This is a genomic window from Aliisedimentitalea sp. MJ-SS2 (assembly GCF_032586155.1).
Lineage (GTDB): Bacteria > Pseudomonadota > Alphaproteobacteria > Rhodobacterales > Rhodobacteraceae > JAWHTC01.
This window is the reverse complement of record NZ_JAWHTC010000007.1, coordinates 20,141-38,518: the sequence shown is the minus strand read 5'-3', so window position 1 is coordinate 38,518 and position 18,378 is coordinate 20,141. Positions and strand designations below refer to the sequence as shown.

General features: G+C 62.1%; 17 protein-coding genes. 7 read left to right on the top strand and 10 right to left on the bottom strand.

Annotated features, from left to right (window positions below):
* The first annotated feature begins 106 nt into the window (after window positions 1-106).
* Together RXV86_RS21025 and RXV86_RS21020 are read left to right on the top strand one after the other, a co-directional pair.
* Window positions 107-457: a hypothetical protein gene (locus tag RXV86_RS21025; RefSeq protein ID WP_316302506.1), complete on the top strand. Its 351-nt coding sequence runs from the start codon at window positions 107-109 to the stop codon at window positions 455-457.
* 101 nt (window positions 458-558) lie between these two features.
* Window positions 559-1,062: a copper chaperone PCu(A)C gene (locus RXV86_RS21020; protein WP_316302505.1), complete on the top strand. Its 504-nt coding sequence runs from the start codon at window positions 559-561 to the stop codon at window positions 1,060-1,062.
* An 84-nt stretch (window positions 1,063-1,146) separates the two neighbouring features.
* Here RXV86_RS21020 and RXV86_RS21015 read toward each other — a convergent pair whose 3' ends face one another.
* Window positions 1,147-1,839, bottom strand: a complete 693-nt coding sequence (locus RXV86_RS21015) for an NAD-dependent deacylase (protein WP_316302504.1) — start codon at window positions 1,837-1,839, stop codon at window positions 1,147-1,149.
* 98 nt (window positions 1,840-1,937) lie between these two features.
* Here RXV86_RS21015 and RXV86_RS21010 point away from each other — a divergent pair, with 98 nt between their 5' ends.
* Together RXV86_RS21010 and RXV86_RS21005 are read left to right on the top strand one after the other, a co-directional pair.
* Window positions 1,938-2,618, top strand: a complete 681-nt coding sequence (locus RXV86_RS21010; RefSeq protein WP_316302503.1) for a site-2 protease family protein — start codon at window positions 1,938-1,940, stop codon at window positions 2,616-2,618.
* A 22-nt stretch (window positions 2,619-2,640) separates the two neighbouring features.
* Entirely contained in the window at window positions 2,641-3,084 is a 444-nt protein-coding gene (locus RXV86_RS21005; protein WP_316302502.1) for a low molecular weight protein-tyrosine-phosphatase, read from the top strand.
* Window positions 3,085-3,119: 35 nt separating this feature from the next.
* Here RXV86_RS21005 and RXV86_RS21000 read toward each other — a convergent pair whose 3' ends face one another.
* On the bottom strand, window positions 3,120-3,518 hold the full coding sequence (locus RXV86_RS21000) for a hypothetical protein (RefSeq protein WP_316302501.1): 399 nt from the start codon (window positions 3,516-3,518) through the stop codon (window positions 3,120-3,122).
* 172 nt (window positions 3,519-3,690) lie between these two features.
* Here RXV86_RS21000 and RXV86_RS20995 point away from each other — a divergent pair, with 172 nt between their 5' ends.
* The gene (locus RXV86_RS20995; RefSeq protein WP_316302500.1) at window positions 3,691-4,611 is read left to right on the top strand and encodes a fumarylacetoacetate hydrolase family protein; all 921 of its coding nucleotides are present in this window, start codon (window positions 3,691-3,693) and stop codon (window positions 4,609-4,611) included.
* Window positions 4,612-4,922: 311 nt separating this feature from the next.
* Here the strand turns inward: RXV86_RS20995 and rpmB are convergent, their stop codons facing one another.
* Window positions 4,923-5,210, bottom strand: coding sequence for a 50S ribosomal protein L28 (gene rpmB / locus RXV86_RS20990; RefSeq protein ID WP_316302499.1), 288 nt, complete (start codon window positions 5,208-5,210; stop codon window positions 4,923-4,925).
* A 287-nt stretch (window positions 5,211-5,497) separates the two neighbouring features.
* On the opposite strand from rpmB, the gene RXV86_RS20985 reads away from it, so the two are divergent.
* Entirely contained in the window at window positions 5,498-5,935 is a 438-nt protein-coding gene (locus RXV86_RS20985; RefSeq protein WP_316302498.1) for a hypothetical protein, read from the top strand.
* A 15-nt stretch (window positions 5,936-5,950) separates the two neighbouring features.
* On the opposite strand, the gene RXV86_RS20980 is transcribed toward RXV86_RS20985, so the two are convergent.
* The 4 genes from RXV86_RS20980 to RXV86_RS20965 form a co-directional block, all read right to left on the bottom strand.
* Complete coding sequence (locus RXV86_RS20980; protein WP_316302497.1) at window positions 5,951-6,877, bottom strand: 3-keto-5-aminohexanoate cleavage protein; 927 nt, start codon at window positions 6,875-6,877, stop codon at window positions 5,951-5,953.
* 110 nt (window positions 6,878-6,987) lie between these two features.
* Window positions 6,988-7,689 carry an SDR family oxidoreductase gene (locus RXV86_RS20975; RefSeq protein WP_316302496.1) on the bottom strand — a complete coding sequence of 234 codons (702 nt, stop codon included), beginning with the start codon at window positions 7,687-7,689 and terminating at the stop codon, window positions 6,988-6,990.
* Between the two features lie 3 nt (window positions 7,690-7,692).
* Window positions 7,693-9,522 carry an ABC transporter ATP-binding protein gene (locus tag RXV86_RS20970; RefSeq protein ID WP_316302495.1) on the bottom strand — a complete coding sequence of 610 codons (1,830 nt, stop codon included), beginning with the start codon at window positions 9,520-9,522 and terminating at the stop codon, window positions 7,693-7,695.
* Window positions 9,519-11,369, bottom strand: coding sequence for an ABC transporter ATP-binding protein (locus tag RXV86_RS20965; RefSeq protein WP_316302494.1), 1,851 nt, complete (start codon window positions 11,367-11,369; stop codon window positions 9,519-9,521). Before RXV86_RS20965 ends, RXV86_RS20970 begins: the two co-directional genes overlap by 4 nt.
* A 330-nt stretch (window positions 11,370-11,699) precedes the next feature.
* On the opposite strand from RXV86_RS20965, the gene RXV86_RS20960 reads away from it, so the two are divergent.
* Window positions 11,700-12,872: an FAD-dependent oxidoreductase gene (locus tag RXV86_RS20960; RefSeq protein ID WP_316302493.1), complete on the top strand. Its 1,173-nt coding sequence runs from the start codon at window positions 11,700-11,702 to the stop codon at window positions 12,870-12,872.
* Window positions 12,873-13,086: 214 nt separating this feature from the next.
* On the opposite strand, the gene RXV86_RS20955 is transcribed toward RXV86_RS20960, so the two are convergent.
* The 3 genes from RXV86_RS20955 to RXV86_RS20945 all read right to left on the bottom strand — a co-directional run bounded on the left by RXV86_RS20955 (window position 13,087) and on the right by RXV86_RS20945 (window position 18,165).
* A complete protein-coding gene (locus RXV86_RS20955) occupies window positions 13,087-13,968 on the bottom strand; it encodes a DMT family transporter (protein ID WP_316302492.1) in 882 nt (293 codons plus the stop codon).
* 170 nt (window positions 13,969-14,138) lie between these two features.
* Window positions 14,139-15,677 carry a trimethylamine methyltransferase family protein gene (locus RXV86_RS20950; protein WP_316302491.1) on the bottom strand — a complete coding sequence of 513 codons (1,539 nt, stop codon included), beginning with the start codon at window positions 15,675-15,677 and terminating at the stop codon, window positions 14,139-14,141.
* Window positions 15,678-15,753: 76 nt separating this feature from the next.
* Window positions 15,754-18,165, bottom strand: coding sequence for an FAD-dependent oxidoreductase (locus RXV86_RS20945; RefSeq protein WP_316302490.1), 2,412 nt, complete (start codon window positions 18,163-18,165; stop codon window positions 15,754-15,756).
* Window positions 18,166-18,378: the final 213 nt, after the last annotated feature.

The window sequence follows — 18,378 nt, the reverse complement described above, 5'->3', positions numbered from 1 at the left end:
TTGCCACCTGTCAAAACCTTTCCCTTTTCGCGGCACTAAACACCCGCCTTGGCCTGATGCACTTTGTCACCTTCCGCGGCCTTCCAGAGCGCCTATATTTCCCTTGATGAAACCGATCCTCAGGACATACGCGGGCATCGTTCTGACGCTTATGCTGGTTCTCACGAGCCAAAGCATGGCGGTTGCGCGCGGCATGCCCAACGCTACGGGCGAGATCATTCTCTGCACCAGCGAAGGGATCGTTTCAGTTGCGGTTGATGAAAACGGACAACCCGTCGACCCGCCGCATATCTGCCCCGATTGCGCGATGTCGCTCTTTGCCTTTGTTGCAGAGACGTCACCGTTTCCTGTGCGTCCTTTGGGAAGCGTCGAGACACTCATACCGACAAAGGTGATTCACCAAGCCTCAGCGCAAGAGGTTCCGGCAGCAGCCCGTGGGCCGCCCGTGTTCTCCTGATCGCATTGGCGATCACATCCCTAAAAAAACCCTGAACACGATGCCAGACCGAGTTGACCTCAACCGGCCGCATGCTCCCACGTAAGAAAACAGGAACTCAAATGTTCACCAAAACCCGTATCGCCGCTACCGCGGCCGCCATGATGCTTGCCGCCCCGGTCTTTGCCGACGGCATCCGCGTCGAAGATCCCTATGCCCGGGTCAGCGCGATGATGTCCTCCTCCGGCGCGGCCTTTATGATGATCCACAACGAAACCGGCCAGGCCGATCACCTGATCGACGCCAAGTCCGACATCGCGAAAAAAGTCGAACTGCACACCCATATCGAAAACGCCGACGGCGTGATGCAGATGATCCATGTCGAAGAAGGCTTCGAACTGCCCGAAGGTGGCTTGATCGCGATGCAACGCGGCGGCCATCACGTGATGTTCATGGGCCTGAACCAACAGCTTGAGCACGGCGACACCGTCAATGTCACCCTGGTGTTCAAGAACGCCGGCGACGTCGCTGTTGAAATACCGGTCGACCTCAAGCGCAAGCCGAAACACGGTATGATGAACCATGGCGAGATGAAAATGAACGGCGGCCAGATGTCGTCGGACTGAGGTTCCACTCTCGGAAACACCTGGGGCGTCGCGTGTCATCGCGGCGCCTTTTTCGTAGGGTGCGCATTCATTGCGCGCCATCCCTCACCCCAACAGACGCCCCACCCATTCGGGCACCTTCTCGGTTGCCGGGCCGAACCATGTCTCCTCAAACGCCGACACGACCGAGGACGGCTCAAGGTTGATCTCAACCGTTCTGGCCCCCACCGCCCGCGCCTGATGCACGAAGCCCGCCGCTGGATAGACCTCGCCGCTGGTGCCGATCGCCACGAAGGTCTCGCACCCTGCCAGGTGGTCCATGATCCCGTCCATCGCATACGGAATTTCCCCAAACCACACGATATCCGGCCGCGTCGCCGGGGCGCTGCATTTCGGACAGGCATCCTCGACAAACATCTCCTTCGGCGCGTCCCAGCGGTGCCCGCAATCCGCACATAACGCCCGATCGAGCTGCCCGTGCATATGGATCACGTCCCGCGCCCCACCCCGCTCGTGCAGATCATCGACATTCTGGGTGACGATCACCACCTCACCGGCCCAACCCTCCTGTAGCCGGGCCAGCGCCTCATGCGCCGCATTGGGCGCGGCTCCGAGGCAATTCGCCCGCCGCGCGTTGTAGAACTCCAGCACCAGCTTCGGGTTGCGCTCGAACCCTTCGGGCGTCGCGACCTCGTTCAGATCATATTGCGTCCACAACCCGTCCACGTCGCGAAACGTGCCCAGCCCGCTTTCGGCGGAAATTCCCGCCCCGGTCAGAATGACAATCTTGCCGCTCATGCCTGTCTCCCTCTTCTGCCCTGACCCTACGCGCGCAACCGGCAATCACAACCGCTTTCCCTCTTGTTCCTTTCTGCACTCTCGCCCACTGTGCGCTCATGTTGCAGACCGGTCCAATTATTCTCCGCTTTAACGGTATCTTCGGTGTTCCGGTGGAAATCGGCCAGACCCTGGCGTTTCTCCTCCTGCTCTTTGCAGGCTTCGGGCTCAGCGCGGGCGGCGACATGCTCTGGCTGATCACCGTCGTGGCGATGATCATTGCAATCATCTACCTGCACGAGCTTGGCCATGCCTGGGCCTCGCTGGTCCAGGGCGTGCCAGTGCGCCGCATTGTGCTGCATGGCGGCGGAGGTTTCTGCGAACAGGCCCGTGCCGCCACGGCGCGGGAGCAGGAGTTCATTGTCGCCATGGGCCCGATCGTCAATCTCGGCCTCTGGGCCCTGGGATCGCTGGCCGCCGCCTGGGTCTGGCAAAACGGCAGCGGCAGCGGAGTCTTGGGCCATTACCTGTCGCTCTTTGCCACGCTCAACCTGATGTTCTTCATCTTCAATCTGATCCCGGTGCAACCACTGGATGGCGGCCGCCTGTTGCAACTCTTTCTGCTGCGCTTTGTCGAACAGAAACCAGCAATGCGCATCGCCGGGGGCATCGGGCTGATCTGCGCCGTACTGTGGTGGCCAGCGCTGCTCTATGTCTGGTTCACCACCGGCTGGCTTCTGCTCTTCGTTCCCTCGATCGCCTTGCATTATCACATGATGCGTGGCGAATTACGGTTCTGACCACCAATTGCGAGCCCACTACATGAAAGTCCTTTTCGTCTGCCTCGGAAATATCTGCCGCTCTCCCGCTGCCGAGGGCGTGTTCCGCGCCGTCGTCAGTGACGCCCACAAGGTCGACAGTGCCGGGACGGCAGGCTGGCACGTCGGCAATCCCCCCTATGGCCCGATGCAGACCGCCGCCAGCGCCCGCGGTGTCGACTTGTCATCCCTACGTGCGCGACAGTTTTCGTCTGCTGATTTCGACGCTTTCGACCTGATCATCGGCATGGACGCGGAAAACATCTCGAATATCGAGCGCCTGCGCCCCCCCGGCAACCAAACCGAGCTGCGCCTGTTCACCGACTACGCCCCCGAAACGCAAGCCGACCACGTGCCCGACCCCTATTATACAAGGGATTTCGACGGCACCCTCGACCTGATCGAAACCTGCGCCGCCGGTTTGGCGCGAGCGTTGCAGCAAGGCTGAACGTCACAGGTGCGCTGAAGCACACCCTTCAAGGCTCAGCCGCACACCGCCGCCGCCGACTGGGCATAATCCTTGTAGGTCTGCCAGAACCGTTCATGCCCGGCGTCATCCGACTGGCGGATCACCTGCGCCCGGTGCGGATCACCATAGAACGTCACCGCCAAACGCTGATCGGACGCCGACAACGTGTCATTGGCCACCGCCTGGATACAGCCGCAGCGCTCGCGCGACCGCGCTTTGCGGTCCGACGCCATACACGCCTGCGAGATCGGCCCCGACGCAAAGCGCCGCACCGCGGGTTGGCTCGATGCGGGCTGGCCCGTCGGCACCGTTCTGACCTTACTCGGCCCGACATCACGCGCCGCTTTGCGGTAGCCGCCACCACCACAAGCCACCAGCGCCAGGCACGCCGTTATAGCAATGAAAATCCGCATTCGTTTCGCCTCGGGTTTTTCAGTTATTCTTTTGTACCGATCATGCCGCAAAACCGGCCCGAATTCAATCAGCCCTCAATATGCCCCATGAGGCGTGATGCCACGCTGTCTTTTGCCCGGAAAATACGGCAGGCTCGCCTCACGCGCAGGATCAAGAAACAGGAGAAAGCACATGCGGCTCGGATCGGTATTCTATGGTGGCAAGGTGCGGGTGGTCTCGCCACTCGATGATGACACCTTTCTCGACCTTGACCGCGCCGCCGAACTGGCGCGTTACGAGACCGATACTTTCACCAACATGCAATCGGTGATCGACGAGGGCGAATACGGTATCGAACAGGCCACCCACCTGCTGCGCCGCGCCAACAAGCGCGCTTTCATCAATGCGGCTGACGTGATCTTCCTGCCGCCGGTGACGCCGGTACAATACCGCGACTGCCTGGTGTTCGAGGACCACCTGACAAACTGTCTCAAGGCCTTTGGTCAGGACGACCCCACCCCACCCCAGGCCTGGTACGACCAGCCGCTCTATTACAAGGGCAACCGGATGAGTTTCATCGGCCACGAGGCTGACGTGATCTGGCCCGACTATGCCGAACATCTCGACGTTGAACTGGAACTGGCCATCATCGTCGGCAAGCAAGGCAAGAACATCCGCCCCGAAGAGGCGCACGATTATATCTTCGGCTACACCATCCTCAACGACATCTCGGCCCGTGACGCCCAGATGCGCGAAATGCCCGGGTCATTAGGCCCCGCCAAGGGCAAGGATTTCGACACCGGCAACATCCTCGGCCCCTGGGTTCTGACCCCGGACGAGGTCGACCACCCGGTCGGGCTGAACATGGAACTGCGGGTCAACGGTGAACGTTGGGGCGGCGGCAATTCGCGCGACATGCACCACGATTTCGGCGCCATTCTGGCGCATATCTCGGCCTCTGAAACGCTCTACCCCGGCGAGGTCATCGGCTCCGGCACCGTCGGCACCGGCTGCGGCCTGGAACTCGACAAACGCCTGTCCCCGGGTGACACCTTCGAGCTGGAAATAGAAAAGATCGGCACCCTACGCAACCGGATCGTCAAGCCGGGCTGATCCAGCGGGATGCTTCGCATGCAGGATCACATCCGTTCAGGCCACGGAGGCCCGGGGGGACCAGTCCCCCAGACCCCCTGGAGTATTTGACGCCAAGAAAGAGAACCAACCTGAGCCTCTTTCTTGGCCGAAATACTCCCGCCGGAGGCTCCCGCACCTTCTCTACACACCTACATTTGCAACTCCATTCCCGCAATTGCCGCCCGAACGCAGCAGGGCGGGTGGGCGGGCTGCGTTCGGGCGGCAATCCACGACAGAAAACGGCCCCACCAACCTGGCAGGGCCGTTCTCAAATTCCGATCAGGACGGGATCAGGCTTCGGCCTGTGCCTTCAGGATCTCTTTCTTCACTTTCAGCGCGTTGGCCGACAGCTCGCCATCCTTGGCTTTCATCAGGAACGCGTCCAGGCCGCCACGGTGATCGACCGAGCGCAGAGCAGCGGCCGAAATCCGCAGCTTGATGCCACGGCTCAGCGCTTCCGACTGCAGCGTCACGTCGTTCAGGTTCGGCAGGAAACGGCGGCGGGTTCTGTTTTTGGCGTGGCTGACATTGTTGCCAGTCATCGGGCCTTTACCGGTCAGTTCGCAAACGCGCGACATCTCTTAATCCTCATCTCAGGTGCGGGCGTTTCATCCAGTCCCGCAATGCATATGGGCGCCGCTGGCGCAGCGCCCCGAATTCCGTTCGCGGTCTTTAGGCGGAATCACTCGGGGCGTCAAGTGTCCGTATCAGGTCGACCCGGGTTTGAACACCGTCTCGGCGACAATTGCGCTCGCAGGTGTTATCAAAAGGAAAAGCTGGCGCGCGTACCCTATCACCGCTCCGCGTTGCTCGGCCTTTTGACCCGGCTGCGGTGACCGTGTGACACCTTTCAAATCGGCCCGCCATGACATCTGAAAATCCGAGTGACACATTGGAAAAGGCAATCCGGGTGATCGAAGACCTCGACACCTGCCACGATCTTCACAAATCTGTTCCGATTCTGCTTTTCACGCTGTCCGGCGCTTTCGCGTTAAGGTCGTTTTTCTGGCAGGTCGACTTGATGACCTGGTTCGGGTTGGCCCGGCTCGACCCGGTCTTGCCGTCATCGCTTGCATTCATCGGTTTGTTTATGGTCTGGGTTCTGACCTTTCTGATCTGCATGTCGATCCTGCAGAAGATGCGATTCATAGACCTGCAGATGGTCGCCACGACGCAACTGTCGAAGCTGGACCTGACCATGGCAGAGCGTGCCGGACTGCACCGGCTCATTTCGGCTGGGGATTGGCGGCATGAGAGCGTCCTGATCCGTGCAATTGACGCGCTCGTACCGGTCGGCCATTGACCGCGCCCAGCACGATCAGAACGCCACCTTGTCGCCACCTTTCAAGGCCAGCATCTCTCGCGCCTCGTCAGCGCTGGCAATCTCCAGCCCCAACCCCTCGACAATGCCACGCGCCAGCGTGACTTGCTCGGCATTCGACTGCGCCAACCGACCCGGCCCACCCCAGAGCGAATCCTCAAGACCAACCCGCAGATTGCCCCCCATCGCCACGGCGAGGCTCGCCACCCGCATCTGGTTCTTGCCCGCGCCCAGCACCGACCATTGATAATCCTTGCCAAACAGCCGGTCCGCGGTGCGCTTCATATGCGCCACGTCCTCTTCATGCGCCCCGATCCCGCCCAGAATGCCAAACACCGACTGGACAAAGAACGGCGGCTTCACCAGCCCACGGTCGGCAAAATGCGCCAGGTTGTAGAGATGGGCAATGTCATAGCATTCAAACTCGAACCGTGTGCCGGTTTCCGAAAGCGTCCGCAACACGTATTCGATCTGCTCGAAGGAATTGCGAAACACCAGGTCACGCGAGTTCTCCAAATGCTCGCGCTCCCACGCATGCTCAAACTCCTTGAACCGCTCCAACATCGGATACAGCCCGAAATTGATCGATCCCATGTTGAGCGAGGCCAGCTCGGGCGCGAAGGTCTCGGCCGGCTTCACCCGCTCCTCCACCGTCATGAAGGGCGAACCGCCGGTGGTGATATTGACCACCGCGTCGCAGCCCTGTTTCACCACTTTCAGAAACGGCTCAAACGCCTCCGGCGTCTGATCGGGCTTGCCGGTCTCGGGGTCACGCGCATGCAGATGCACCACCGCCGCACCGGCCTCTGCCGCGCCAATCGCGGCCTCGGCAATCTCGGCTGGCGTCACCGGCAGATGCGGTGACATGCTCGGCGTATGGATCGCACCGGTCACGGCGCAGGTGATGATGACCTTCTGGGGCATGGGCGTCTCCTCTGTCTCCATGATGCCCACATTGACCAATCGTGCAACCCGTCGGGTGGGTGGTTCCGGCCTTCACGCCAGTGTCGCGCCTCATTCGACGCCCGGTCAACCTACAACCGATACCCGCCCGAGACGGTCAGCACCTCACCGGTTATGAAACCTGCCGCATCGCCAGCCAGGAATCGTACCGCCCGGGCGATATCCTCGGGCACCCCAATCCGGCCCAGCGCCGTTTCCGCGACAAACAGGTCCGTTAACTCCTTGCTGCGCGGCGCCTCGGGGATGTTGATCGCGCCCGGTGCCACGGCATTAACCCGTATCCCCTTTGCCCCCAGCTCCTTGGCCATTCCTTTGGTCCACAGCTCCAGCGCCGCCTTGCTCGCCCCATAGGCCACCGCCCCACGCGGCGGCAGCGCCGCGTTGACCGATGATACGTTCACGATTGCCGCACCTGGTTTCAGATGTGGCAGGGCCGTCGACAAAAGGTCAGCGGGCACCATCACGTTAACATCGAAAATGCGCCGCCAGTCTTCGCCCTTGAAACCCTCTCTCGGCGTTTCCGCCATTACCGCAGCATTGTTGACGATCACGTCCAACCGCCCGAACCGGTCGATCACCTCGGCCACGACTTCTTTGCAACTCCCAACCGCGGCTAAGTCCGCCGTCATCAAATGTATTTCCTCGGGTAATCCCTCGCCGGGCGAAGTATTCCGTACGGCCACCACCCGATGATCACGCGCAAGATCGTAGGCAATCGCCCGCCCGATGCCCCGCGCCCCTCCGGTCACCAATGCCACCTTGCGATCTGTCATGATCTACTCCGCTGCCTCCTCGATGCCGATGAACCCGCCTGACTGGTGCGCCCAGAGCCCGGCATAGATGCCACCCTGCGCCAGCAAGACCTCGTGCGACCCTTCTTCGACAATCCGGCCCGCATCCAGAACCACGATCCGGTCCATCTGGGCAATCGTGCTCAACCGGTGCGCAATCGCCAGTACCGTCTTGCCCTCCATCACCCGGGTCAGAGCTGTTTGGATCGCTGCTTCAACTTCCGAGTCCAGCGCCGAGGTTGCCTCGTCCAGAACCAGGATCGGCGCGTCCTTCAGGATCGCGCGGGCCAGCGCAATCCGCTGCCGCTGCCCGCCGCTCAGCTTCACGCCCCGTTCGCCCAAGAACGCCTCATAGCCCTGCCGGCCCTCGCCATCTTCCAGACCCAGGATAAATTCATCCGCTTCTGCCTTGGCCGCAGCGGCGCGCAACTCCTCTTCGCTGGCATCAGGACGACCATAAAGGATGTTGTCCCGCGCCGTCCGGTTGAACAGCGCAGTTTCCTGCGTGACCATGCCAATGGCGCGGCGCAGGCTGATCTCGCTCACATGCGAAATCGCCTGCCCGTCGATCCTCACCGCACCGCGTTCCGGATCATAAAGCCGCAGCAACAACGCCACGAGGGTCGATTTCCCAGCCCCGCTGGCCCCAACGATTCCCAGCTTCTCGCCGGGGCGAATGGTCAGGGCAATATCCTGCACCCCGCCGCTCTCGCGCCCATAGGCAAAGCTGACATTGTCAAAGGCAATCTCGCCCTGCGAGACTGCCAAAGCAGCATTGTCCAACTCGGGCAAACGCACCCGCCGGGTCAGGGTCTGGATACCATCCTCGACCTCGCCGATATGGGAATAAATCACCATCATCGCGAAGCTGACCCAACCGGTCATCTGTGCCAGCCGGATTGCCACCGTGCCCGTGGCCACGATTTGCCCGGCCGTTATATTGCCCTGCGTCCAGACATAGAGCGCCGTGCCCAGCAAAAGCACCGGCACCAGCCCGGCCAGTGTCATTAGCCAGAACCGGAACGCCGCCGCCATCCGACCGAACTCTATGAAGCGCTGACGATAGCCGCCAATCGCGCCCAGCGCGGCTCGGTCCTCGTGATCGGCGTGAGCGAACAGCTTCACCGTCTTGATATTGGTCACCGTGTCGACAATCTGCCCGGTCACATCCGCCCGTGCCGCCGCCCGCGCCTTGGAGCGCTTGCGGATTTTCGGGATGAAATGGCGGATGAACAGGATATAGCCACCAACCCACAGCACCAGCGGTACGCCGATGCGCCAATCAATCGCCGTAACCATCCACAACGTCCCCAACACCGATGCCGTGGCAAACAAAACTGTCTGGATCGTCTCGACCACCACGTCATTCAGCGCGGTCGCGGTCTGCAACTCCTTTTGCGCAATGCGGCCCGCGAAATCGTCATCAAAGAAGGTCACCGACTGGCCCAAGGTAAAACGATGCAACCGCGACAGGGTCAGGCTCAGGATATTGGGCTGGATCACAACCGTTTGCAGGAACGCATTTGCCCCAAACAACACCGGTCTGAGGCCAAGGAAGAACAGCACGCCCACCGCCAGCAACCAGGCGTTCGAGGCGAAAAATCCCTCCGGCCCTGCCACCAGCGTGGCATCAATCAGATAGCCCAGCAGCAGCGCCGCAATCACCTCGGCCACCCCGCCCGAGATCGACACCAGCGCCGTCAGCAACACCGGCCCCCAGGCCCCTTTCAACGCCCAGCGAAAAAACGCACCGAGGTTGTCGGGCGGCATTTCATCCGCCCGCGCGAACGGGTCGATCCAGTCCTGTGGTTTCATTCCGCCACCTGCTCTACCGCCTCGTCACCAAGGAACCCGCCCGACTGGCGCTCCCAGAACTGGGCATAAAGCCCGTTCTTCCGCAGCAATTCGCCATGGCTGCCCTCTTCGACAATCCGGCCCTGATCCATGACCACGATCCGGTCCATATGGGCGATGGTAGACAGCCGGTGGGCGATGGCAATCACCGTCTTGCCCTGCATCATGCCATACAGCGTCTCCTGGATCGCTGCCTCAACCTCGGAATCCAAAGCCGATGTCGCCTCATCCAGCAACAGGATCGGCGCATCCTTCAGGATCACCCGTGCCAGCGTCACCCTCTGCCGCTGTCCACCGCTGAGCTTGACCCCGCGCTCGCCAACCTGCGCCGCGTAACCCTTCCGCCCCTGCGGATCCCGCAGGTCACGAATGAAGTCATGCGCCTCGGCCTGTTCGGCGGCAGCAAACACCTCGTCCTCGCGCGCCTCAGGTCGCCCGTAACGGATGTTGTCCATGACCGAGCGGTGCAGCAAAGAACTGTCCTGCTGCACCATGCCGATCTGGCGCCGCAGGCTGTCCTGCGTCACCTGCGCAATATCCTGCCCGTCAATCCGGATCTCACCGTGCTCAACGTCGTAAAACCGCAGCAAAAGCTTGACCAGGGTCGACTTGCCCGCCCCGGAGCGACCGACAAGCCCTACCTTCTCGCCAGGTGCAATGCTCAAGCTGATATGATCCAGCCCGCCACTATCGCGTCCGTAATGGTGCGACACCGTATCGATCTCGATCTGCCCGTCGCTGAGCGCCAGCGGTTTGGCCCCCTGCGCATCCACAAGGTCGATCGGCTGGGCGATGGTCTCCATCCCCTCCTTCACGACACCCAACTGGCGGAAGAAACTGGTCAGCGCCCACATGATCCAGCCGGTCATGGCATTCAACCGCAACACAAGCGCAGTCGCCGCCGCAACGGCCCCCACGGATGCGGCGCCCTGCATCCACAGCATCAACGCCCAGCCGACAACCCCGAGGATCAGCAAGCCATTCAACACCACCAGCCCGAAATCCATCACGGTATAAATCCGCATCTCGGCCAGGAAGGTTTCGCGTGAATGATCAATCGCCTCGCGGGCGTAATCCAGTTCCGCTTTGGTGTCGGCGAACATCTTGACCGAATGGATATTGGTATAGGCATCGACGACGCGCCCCGTCACCGCGCTGCGTGCGTCCGACGCCTTCTGGCTTGCCGGTCCCACCCTTACAACGGTCCATCGCACCAGCGCGCCATAACCCACCAGCCAGATCAACAGCGGCACCGCCAACCGCGCATCCGCCTGGCCCAGCACGATGACCGCGCCAACCGCATAGGCCAGCGAGAATGTCAGCGCGTCAAACACCTGGAACACCGCCTCGCCAGCGGCGGGTGGGGTCTGCATGATCCGGTTTGCAATCCGACCGGCAAAGTCATTCTCGAACCAGCCCACCGACTGGCGCAGCACATGCTTGTGTGCGCGCCAGCGGATCAGCGTGCCGAAATTGGGCAGGATCGCGTTGTTCAGAAGCAGCACGTCCAGCAACTGGAACGCCGGGCGCAAAAGCAGGATGAACAGCGCCAGAACGACCAGCGTGGTGCCATGATCAGCCCAGACGTTCGCCGGATCCCCCTGCAGAATATCGACGATCCAGCCCATGTAATAGATCAGCACGATCTCGACCGCGGCCACCACGATCGACATGATCCCGGCCATCCAGAACACCCGCTTGAAGGGTTGCGAATAGCCCATCATGAAACGCCACAGCGTCTGTGGCGGGCGGTCTTCGTCCGGGTAGTCGCAATAGGGGTCTACAAGGTTTTCGAAAATGCGGAACATGCGGGGGGCTCCTTCACAGAGCAAAAAGACAATATGTTTTCAGACGACGTTGTTTCCGGGCAGGGGTGCCTGCCGGTCCGAACAGCGTCCGCTCTGGGATGGACTGTTCAGGTTAGTGTGAACCAGATCCCACGATACATATTGCACCCTCCGTTTTGGTTGCCGGGTCACGCTAGCCGAGGATACCTTATTTGTCACCCCTCTTGGTCGAGTGGCTGAATCAAATGATTTTACCCTTGGCATCACGTGGCGGAATACCTGCCACCATCGGACCCAGATCATATGTCCCGAGCCAACAAACTATCGGATTGGCTTGACCCCGATCATCGCATGACCCAGCGTGCCGCCATGACACAGGAAATCATCATCATCGGCGGCGGCATCATCGGCTGCAGTATCGCCTACGCCCTGACCCGGGCCGGGTTGCGCGCGACACTGCTGGAACAAGGTACGCTGGCCGAGGGCACCACCGGCAACAGCTTTGCCTGGGCCAATGCCTCGTCCAAGACGACTAACGCCGCCTATCACCGCCTGAACGCTGCCGGCGTCGCGGGTTACCAGGCACTGATCGCGGAATATGGTGCCGAACAAATCGGCATCCGCCAGACCGGCGCGCTTCAGGTGGTCTCACGCTCGGATGCGGCCGGGTTTCGCGCCATGCAGGACGATTTTGCCGCGCTTACGCGGTTCGGCTATCCCTGTGAATGGCTGGATGGGGCGGCCCTGCAGGCTGAAACCCCGGCCCTGAGCCTGCCCGCCGACGCCGAGGCGCTACTGCTGCCGTCCGACATGGTGGTCGACGCCCCCAAAGCGGCTCGCACCTTCGCTGAATTGGCCCGCCTTGCTGGTGCCAACATCCGTGAAAACTGCCCGGCACAGGCGCTGATCGCTGATGATGACGGTGCCATACAGGGGGTCGAAACCAGCAACGGCTCGATCCATGCCGCAAATGTCATCCTTGCCGCCGGAGCAGATACCGGATCCCTGCTGGCCCAACTCACGGGCTTTGACGGTTTTTCAACCCGCTTTCCCCTTCGCCAGGTGCCAGGGCTTTTGCTGACCACACCGCCCATCGCCCCCAACCCGCTGACCCGCGTGATCTACGGCTCAACCACGAACGAGCTGCACATGCTGCCCGCCCCCAATGGCGGCATCCGGATCGGCTCGGACGATGTCGATGGCATCATCTGGGAGGACCGCAGCCCATCCGCCATGCAGCGTGGCGGCACCGCCCTGCTCAAGCGCGCCGCCCAGGTCATCCCCGATTTACCAACCAGGGTCCGGCTCGAGGACTGCCACCTTCAAATCGGTGTCCGCCCCTACCCCGAGGACGGGCTGACCATCGCCGGTCCCCTGCCCGGATCGGATGGTCTGATCATTGTTGCAACCCATAGCGGCATAACCCTGGCGCCTGCCATCGCCGCCCATATGGTCGATCTCGTGAAAACCGGTGCCGCGCCGGGATTGACCGGGTATGGCCTGTCGCGCTTCCCCGGCTTCTGAACACGCAGAGCCCATCGTGCGGTACGGGCCACGGTGGCACGCCCCGCAGTTACTCGCACGGAAACGCACCAATTTGACCCCGACACCGCCAACCCCGGTGACGCTTGTCAACCAGCGCTGGAAAACCTCAGCAAATGCCCTATTGCAGCCCCTGCGTTTAAAACTCGCCACAACATGCCAGGCCCCACAGCGGTGCCAATCCGCAACCGACCCGCTATGGCATCTGCGGCGGCGGCTTGCGCCGCATCCCCGACACCGCGTTACCCAGGATTGCCGCCAACAGGATCACGCCGCCGATCATCGTGTTCACCGATACCGCCTCACCCAGAAACAGCCAGACCCAGACCGGCCCCAGCACCACCTCGGCCATCGACAAGAGCGTCAGCTCCACCGCCGGAACCGTCTTGGACCCAATGGTGTAGAGCAGCAGCCCAAGCCCCACCTGCCCCACCCCCATGGCCAGCGCGACACCGCCATCGTTGGGCGTCAGGATCAGCGGCAGACCGGTTGCGGCACAGACGCTCAGCGTGATGGCGACGGCAAACAGCCCCGACAGGAACACCGCCGGCAACATGTCCGATGATTTGCCCCAGCGCAGCGCCACCGTGAACACGGCAAAACCAACAGCCGAGAACAAGGCAGCAAGGTTGCCACCCATCGTGCCGGTGCCCGACTTGTCGCTCACCATAATGACGATGCCCGCGACCCCGAAGACAATGGCAATCCACGTGGCCCGCCGCACCCGTTCACCCAACACGATCCACCCAAGAATGGCCGTGACAAAGGGCGCCACCGCAAACAGCAGCATCGCATTGGCGACAGAGGTGTTCTGGATCGAGTAGATCGCGCCGGTATAGGCCGACACCAGCCCCAGCGCCCCGATCGCCCCGGCAAACCCGTTGCGCCGGGCCGCCGCAAACGGGTTCTGACCCGACCGGAACAGGATGACAAAGAACAGAAAGGTCGACAGGCTGATCGATCGATAGAGCATGATCTGCCACACTTCGGCCTCCTGGATCATCCGGATGCCAAGTCCCACGGTCGACCACAGCACCCCGGCTAGGAACACCAGAACCATGCCCGATCTGTTTGTCATGTGACGCCCTTCGTTGATCCGGTAACAGGGTCAACTTGTCGGGCATCCGTTTGGCGCGGCTGTTCCATCCACGACATGTCCGCCCATCCGCGACACGCGATTTTCGGCTGCACGAAAAAAGGACCCGGTCGCAGGCCGGGACCCGCGTAACAGCGCCTTCCGCGACGGCCTCAACTCTCCGGCGGCGCGCCCCCTTCTGCACTGCGTTTCGCAATGAACACCGCCAACGCCTCGACCCGGTCACGGTCCACCTCAGGCGCGCCCTGCCGCTCTTCGACAATCCGCTTCCAGATGCCCGTAGCCCGGGTGGTCGCATCCACCGCACCCCGTTCGGTCCAAGTCCCGAAATTCGACCAGTCGCCGACCAGGGGACTGTAAAACTCGGTCTGATAGCGTTCCATCGTGTGCGCCGCGCCAAAGAAATGGCCGCTTGGCTGCACCTCTTCCAGCGCGCCCAACCCGATCTCGGCCTCGCCCGCCGGGGTCTCGGCACACATCTCCGCCACCATCTGCAGCACTTCCAGATCGGTGATCATCTTCTCGTAGGAAATCGTCAGCCCCCCTTCCAGCCACCCGGCCGAATGGATCACCACCGTCGCCCCGCCCAGCAGGCATCCCCAGGTCCCGAACTGGGTCTCGTTCGCCGCCTGCGCATCGCCCATGTTCGCCGCAGACCCGCTGGCTGACCGCCAGGGCAACCCCACCAAATCCGCCAATTGCCCCGCCACCAGCGAGGCCTTGAAATGCTCGGGCGTGCCAAACGCCGGCGCGCCGCTCTTCATGTCCACATTGCTGGTGAAGGTCCCATAGCACACCGGTGCCCCGGCCCGCGCCAGCTGAGTCAGCGTGATCGCCGCCAGCGCCTCGGCATGGCTCAGCGTCATCGCCCCTGCCACCGTGATCGGCGCCATCGCCCCCATCAACGTGAACGGCGTGACGATACTCATCTGCCCCGCGCGGGCGAAATCGATCAGCCCCCGCGCCATTGGAATGTCCAGCACGCGGGGCGAATTGGTGTTGATGATCGTATAGCAATGCGAGGTCGCCGCGAACGCGTCATCCGTAACTCCGCGAAAATCGCGGATCATCTCGAACGCGTCCGTCACCTGTGGTGTCCCGCGCGCGTAAACAAAGGGCAGCTTGTCCGACAGGGTCAGCTGCGCCTGCGTCATCGCGTAATGCCGTACATTCGGCGCCACATCCTGTGGCTCGACCAGTGGCGGCACCATGTGCAGCACGTCAAAAGCCTGTGTCAGCGTCACCAGCTCGCGGAAATCCCGCTCGGTGCCGGGCCTGCGTCCCCGTTCCAGGTCGGTCGCATGCGGACATCCGGCCCCGGGTTGGAAGATCAGCCGCCCCAACTCAAAGGTCAGGTCCCGCGCGCGTATCCCGGCCCTTGCCTCAAACCGCTTCGGTGCCGTGGCCAGCGCGGCCTCGACCATCTCGCGCCCGATGAATACCATCTCGCTGGCGTCGTCCACCTTCGCCCCGCCCGCCTTGAACAGCTTGCGCGCCTCCGGCAGCAGGACCTTCATGCCCAGTCGTTCCAGCACCTCGAGCGAGGCCTCGTGAATGGCCGCAATCCGGTCATCGGAAAACAGCCGCATCCGCGGAAATGGATTACGCAGGTTGCGGTAATCGACCTTGCGCTTGGGCGCATCCTCCGCCGTTTTCCGGCGTCCGCGGCGGCCGCCCGTGCGCACGCTCATATCCGCGCCCCTGCGGGGGTGGGTGGGCGGGACACCACCGCAGGGGCGCCCTTCCGCAAACGCAACACCAACAGGATCATCCCCGCATCGCCTTGCCCTGCGGGTCATAGGGCGAAGCCGCCACGACGCGCGCCTTCCGTTCGACCCCGACCACATGCACCGACAACTCGGTGCCTTCTGCCGCGCGATCTGGATCCACCAACGCCAGCGCCAGTGATTTCTTCAAATGATGCCCATAGCCACCCGATGTCACGAATCCCACAAGGTTCTCCGCCCCGGCCCAGACCGGCTCATAGCCGCTGGCATCCGCGTCCCCATCTTCCAGCTCCAACGTCACCATCACCTTCGACGGCCCATTGCCATCGCGCTCGGCCAAGGCCGCCTCGCGCCCGATGAACTCGCCCTTGTCCCAGGCGATCCAGCGGTCCATGCCGGTCATCGCCGGCGTGCGGTCCTGGGTGAACTCTGCCGACCAGATGCCGAAGGATTTCTCCAGCCGTGTCGACAGCATCGCATTGAAGCCGCATTCGCGGATACCCTCGCCCGCCCCGGCCTCCAGCAGCATCCGCCGTAGCTTGATGTGGTCGCCCATCCGGCAGTTGATCTCATAGCCCATCTCGCCGGTCACGGACATTCGCGCCACATGGGCGCCCACCAGTCCGATATCGAACCTGCCACAACCCATGAACGGTAGACCGCTGATATCCCGTTCGGCAAGCTTCTCGACCACGGCCAGCGCCTTGGGTCCGACAACGCCAAACCCGCACATTTCCTCGCCAAGATCACGGACCGAAACCCCGTCCTCCAGATGGTCATTGAACCACCGCATGTGCCAGGCCCGCAAGTAATAGGACCCCATGATCCAGTAGGTCCCGTCACCCCAATTCAGCAGCGTCAGGTCGCCCTTGAGCCGCCCGGTCTCGCTCAGCATCACTGCCAGCCGCGCCCGTCCCGGTCCAGGCAGCTTGGTCGACAAAAGCTTATCCAGCCATGCCTCGGCGTTCGGCCCGGTAATCTCGTAGCGCGAGAACCCGGTAATATCCATCAGCCCAACACCCTCGCGGATCGCCTTGCATTCCTCGGCCACGATATCGAAGGCATTGGACCGTTTCAGCGTCAGGTTCTCCTCGAAATCCTTGCTCGGTGCGAAGTATAGCGGCGTTTCCAAATCCCACGACACGCCCCAGCGGCACCCGGCCTCACTCATCGCGTCATGCGCCGGCGCCATCTTCAACGGCCGCCCGGCGGGCAACTGCTCGTTGGGATAGGACATCACGAAGCGGCGGGAATAGAACTGCCCCGTCGTCTCGCCGATATAGCGCTTGTTCTGCGCATAATCGCCGTAACGCGCCACATCCATCGACCACGCGTCGGTCTCGGGCTCGCCATGGATCATCCACTCGGCCAGGGTCTTGCCCACGCCGCCACCCTGCAGGAACCCGGCCATCACCGCACAGGCGCTCCAATAACCGCGCTTGCCCGGCACCGGTCCAACCAGCGGGTTGCCATCGGGGCTGAAGGTGAACGCCCCGTTGACCCAGGTCTTGATGCCGACGTTTTCCAACGCCGGATAGCGCGCATAGGCACACATCAACTCGTTCTCGATCCGGTCGGTCTGTTCCTGGAACAGCTCCTGCCCGTAATCCCACGGCGCGCCATCCATGGCCCAGTGTTCATGCTCGATTTCATAGATGCCGACCAGCAGCCCCTTCTGGTCCTGACGGGTGTAGGTGAACCCCTCAAGGTCCACGGTCATTGGCACCTCGAAATCAATCGCCTCCAGTTCGGGCACGGTGTCGGTCACGAAATAATGGTGTTTCAAGGGCGAAACCGGCAGTTCGATCCCGGCCATCCGGCCCAACTGTTTGGCCCAAAGGCCGCCCGCGTTGACCACGTGCTCACAAGTCACGGTGCCCTGCTCGGTCACCACTTCCCAACCGTCGGGCTTCTGGTTCAGCTCCAGCACGCGGTTGCGCAATACCACCTCGGCGCCGCGTTTTTTCGCTGCCGTGGCATAGGCCACCACCGTCGAGGTCGTATCCAGATACCCCTCGCGATCCGCCCACATCGCGCCCAGCACACCCTCCTTGGACATGATCGGGTTGCGCTCCAACGCCTCTTCCGGGCTCATCAACTGACAGTCATCAATGCCGATCGACTGGAAGGTGCGGTAATTGGCCTGCAACCATTCCCAGCGCTCGGGCGTCCCGGCCAGGGTCAAGCCACCGGTCATGTGCAGGTTGATATCAACTCCGGCCTCTTCCGACACCTCGGACAACAAATCGATCGTATAGGCCTGCAACGCCGCCATGTTCGGGTCCGCATTCAGCGCGTGAATACCCCCCGCCGCGTGCCAGGACGACCCACAGGCATATTCACCACGCTCGATCAGGCAGACATCGGTCCAGCCAAACTTGGCCAGGTGATAGAGAACCGAGGTCCCGACAACCCCACCCCCGATGACGACAACCCTGTAGTGCGATTTCATGGCCGATCTCCCTTGGCTTTCAGTGCAAGCCTAGGAACCGCCCTTTCCCGCCGTCAAGCGTGGCAAAGTCATTTCAATGGTCAGAAAACGACACGATGCGACGCTAGCGGAAACAGCCGACACATTCCTAACCAGTATTCACGCCTCGCCGCATTTTCTACATAATGGAAGGTTTAGTCATAGCGTGAGTTGCGGTTCGTCACGCTTCACACG

Excerpts from the sequence above, each read along its gene's own strand:
- RXV86_RS20970 (WP_316302495.1), bottom strand. The coding sequence starts at position 9,522 with ATGAAACCACAGGACTGGATCGACCCGTTCGCGCGGGCGGATGAAATG.
- RXV86_RS20995 (WP_316302500.1), top strand. The coding sequence starts at position 3,691 with ATGCGGCTCGGATCGGTATTCTATGGTGGCAAGGTGCGGGTGGTCTCG.
- RXV86_RS20985 (WP_316302498.1), top strand. The coding sequence starts at position 5,498 with ATGACATCTGAAAATCCGAGTGACACATTGGAAAAGGCAATCCGGGTG.
- RXV86_RS21020 (WP_316302505.1), top strand. The coding sequence starts at position 559 with ATGTTCACCAAAACCCGTATCGCCGCTACCGCGGCCGCCATGATGCTT.
- RXV86_RS20960 (WP_316302493.1), top strand. The coding sequence starts at position 11,700 with ATGACCCAGCGTGCCGCCATGACACAGGAAATCATCATCATCGGCGGC.
- RXV86_RS20955 (WP_316302492.1), bottom strand. The coding sequence starts at position 13,968 with ATGACAAACAGATCGGGCATGGTTCTGGTGTTCCTAGCCGGGGTGCTG.
- rpmB (WP_316302499.1), bottom strand. The coding sequence starts at position 5,210 with ATGTCGCGCGTTTGCGAACTGACCGGTAAAGGCCCGATGACTGGCAAC.
- RXV86_RS21010 (WP_316302503.1), top strand. The coding sequence starts at position 1,938 with ATGTTGCAGACCGGTCCAATTATTCTCCGCTTTAACGGTATCTTCGGT.
- RXV86_RS21005 (WP_316302502.1), top strand. The coding sequence starts at position 2,641 with ATGAAAGTCCTTTTCGTCTGCCTCGGAAATATCTGCCGCTCTCCCGCT.
- RXV86_RS20950 (WP_316302491.1), bottom strand. The coding sequence starts at position 15,677 with ATGAGCGTGCGCACGGGCGGCCGCCGCGGACGCCGGAAAACGGCGGAG.
- RXV86_RS20980 (WP_316302497.1), bottom strand. The coding sequence starts at position 6,877 with ATGCCCCAGAAGGTCATCATCACCTGCGCCGTGACCGGTGCGATCCAT.
- RXV86_RS21000 (WP_316302501.1), bottom strand. The coding sequence starts at position 3,518 with ATGCGGATTTTCATTGCTATAACGGCGTGCCTGGCGCTGGTGGCTTGT.
- RXV86_RS21015 (WP_316302504.1), bottom strand. The coding sequence starts at position 1,839 with ATGAGCGGCAAGATTGTCATTCTGACCGGGGCGGGAATTTCCGCCGAA.
- RXV86_RS20975 (WP_316302496.1), bottom strand. The coding sequence starts at position 7,689 with ATGACAGATCGCAAGGTGGCATTGGTGACCGGAGGGGCGCGGGGCATC.
- RXV86_RS20945 (WP_316302490.1), bottom strand. The coding sequence starts at position 18,165 with ATGAAATCGCACTACAGGGTTGTCGTCATCGGGGGTGGGGTTGTCGGG.
- RXV86_RS20965 (WP_316302494.1), bottom strand. The coding sequence starts at position 11,369 with ATGTTCCGCATTTTCGAAAACCTTGTAGACCCCTATTGCGACTACCCG.
- RXV86_RS21025 (WP_316302506.1), top strand. The coding sequence starts at position 107 with ATGAAACCGATCCTCAGGACATACGCGGGCATCGTTCTGACGCTTATG.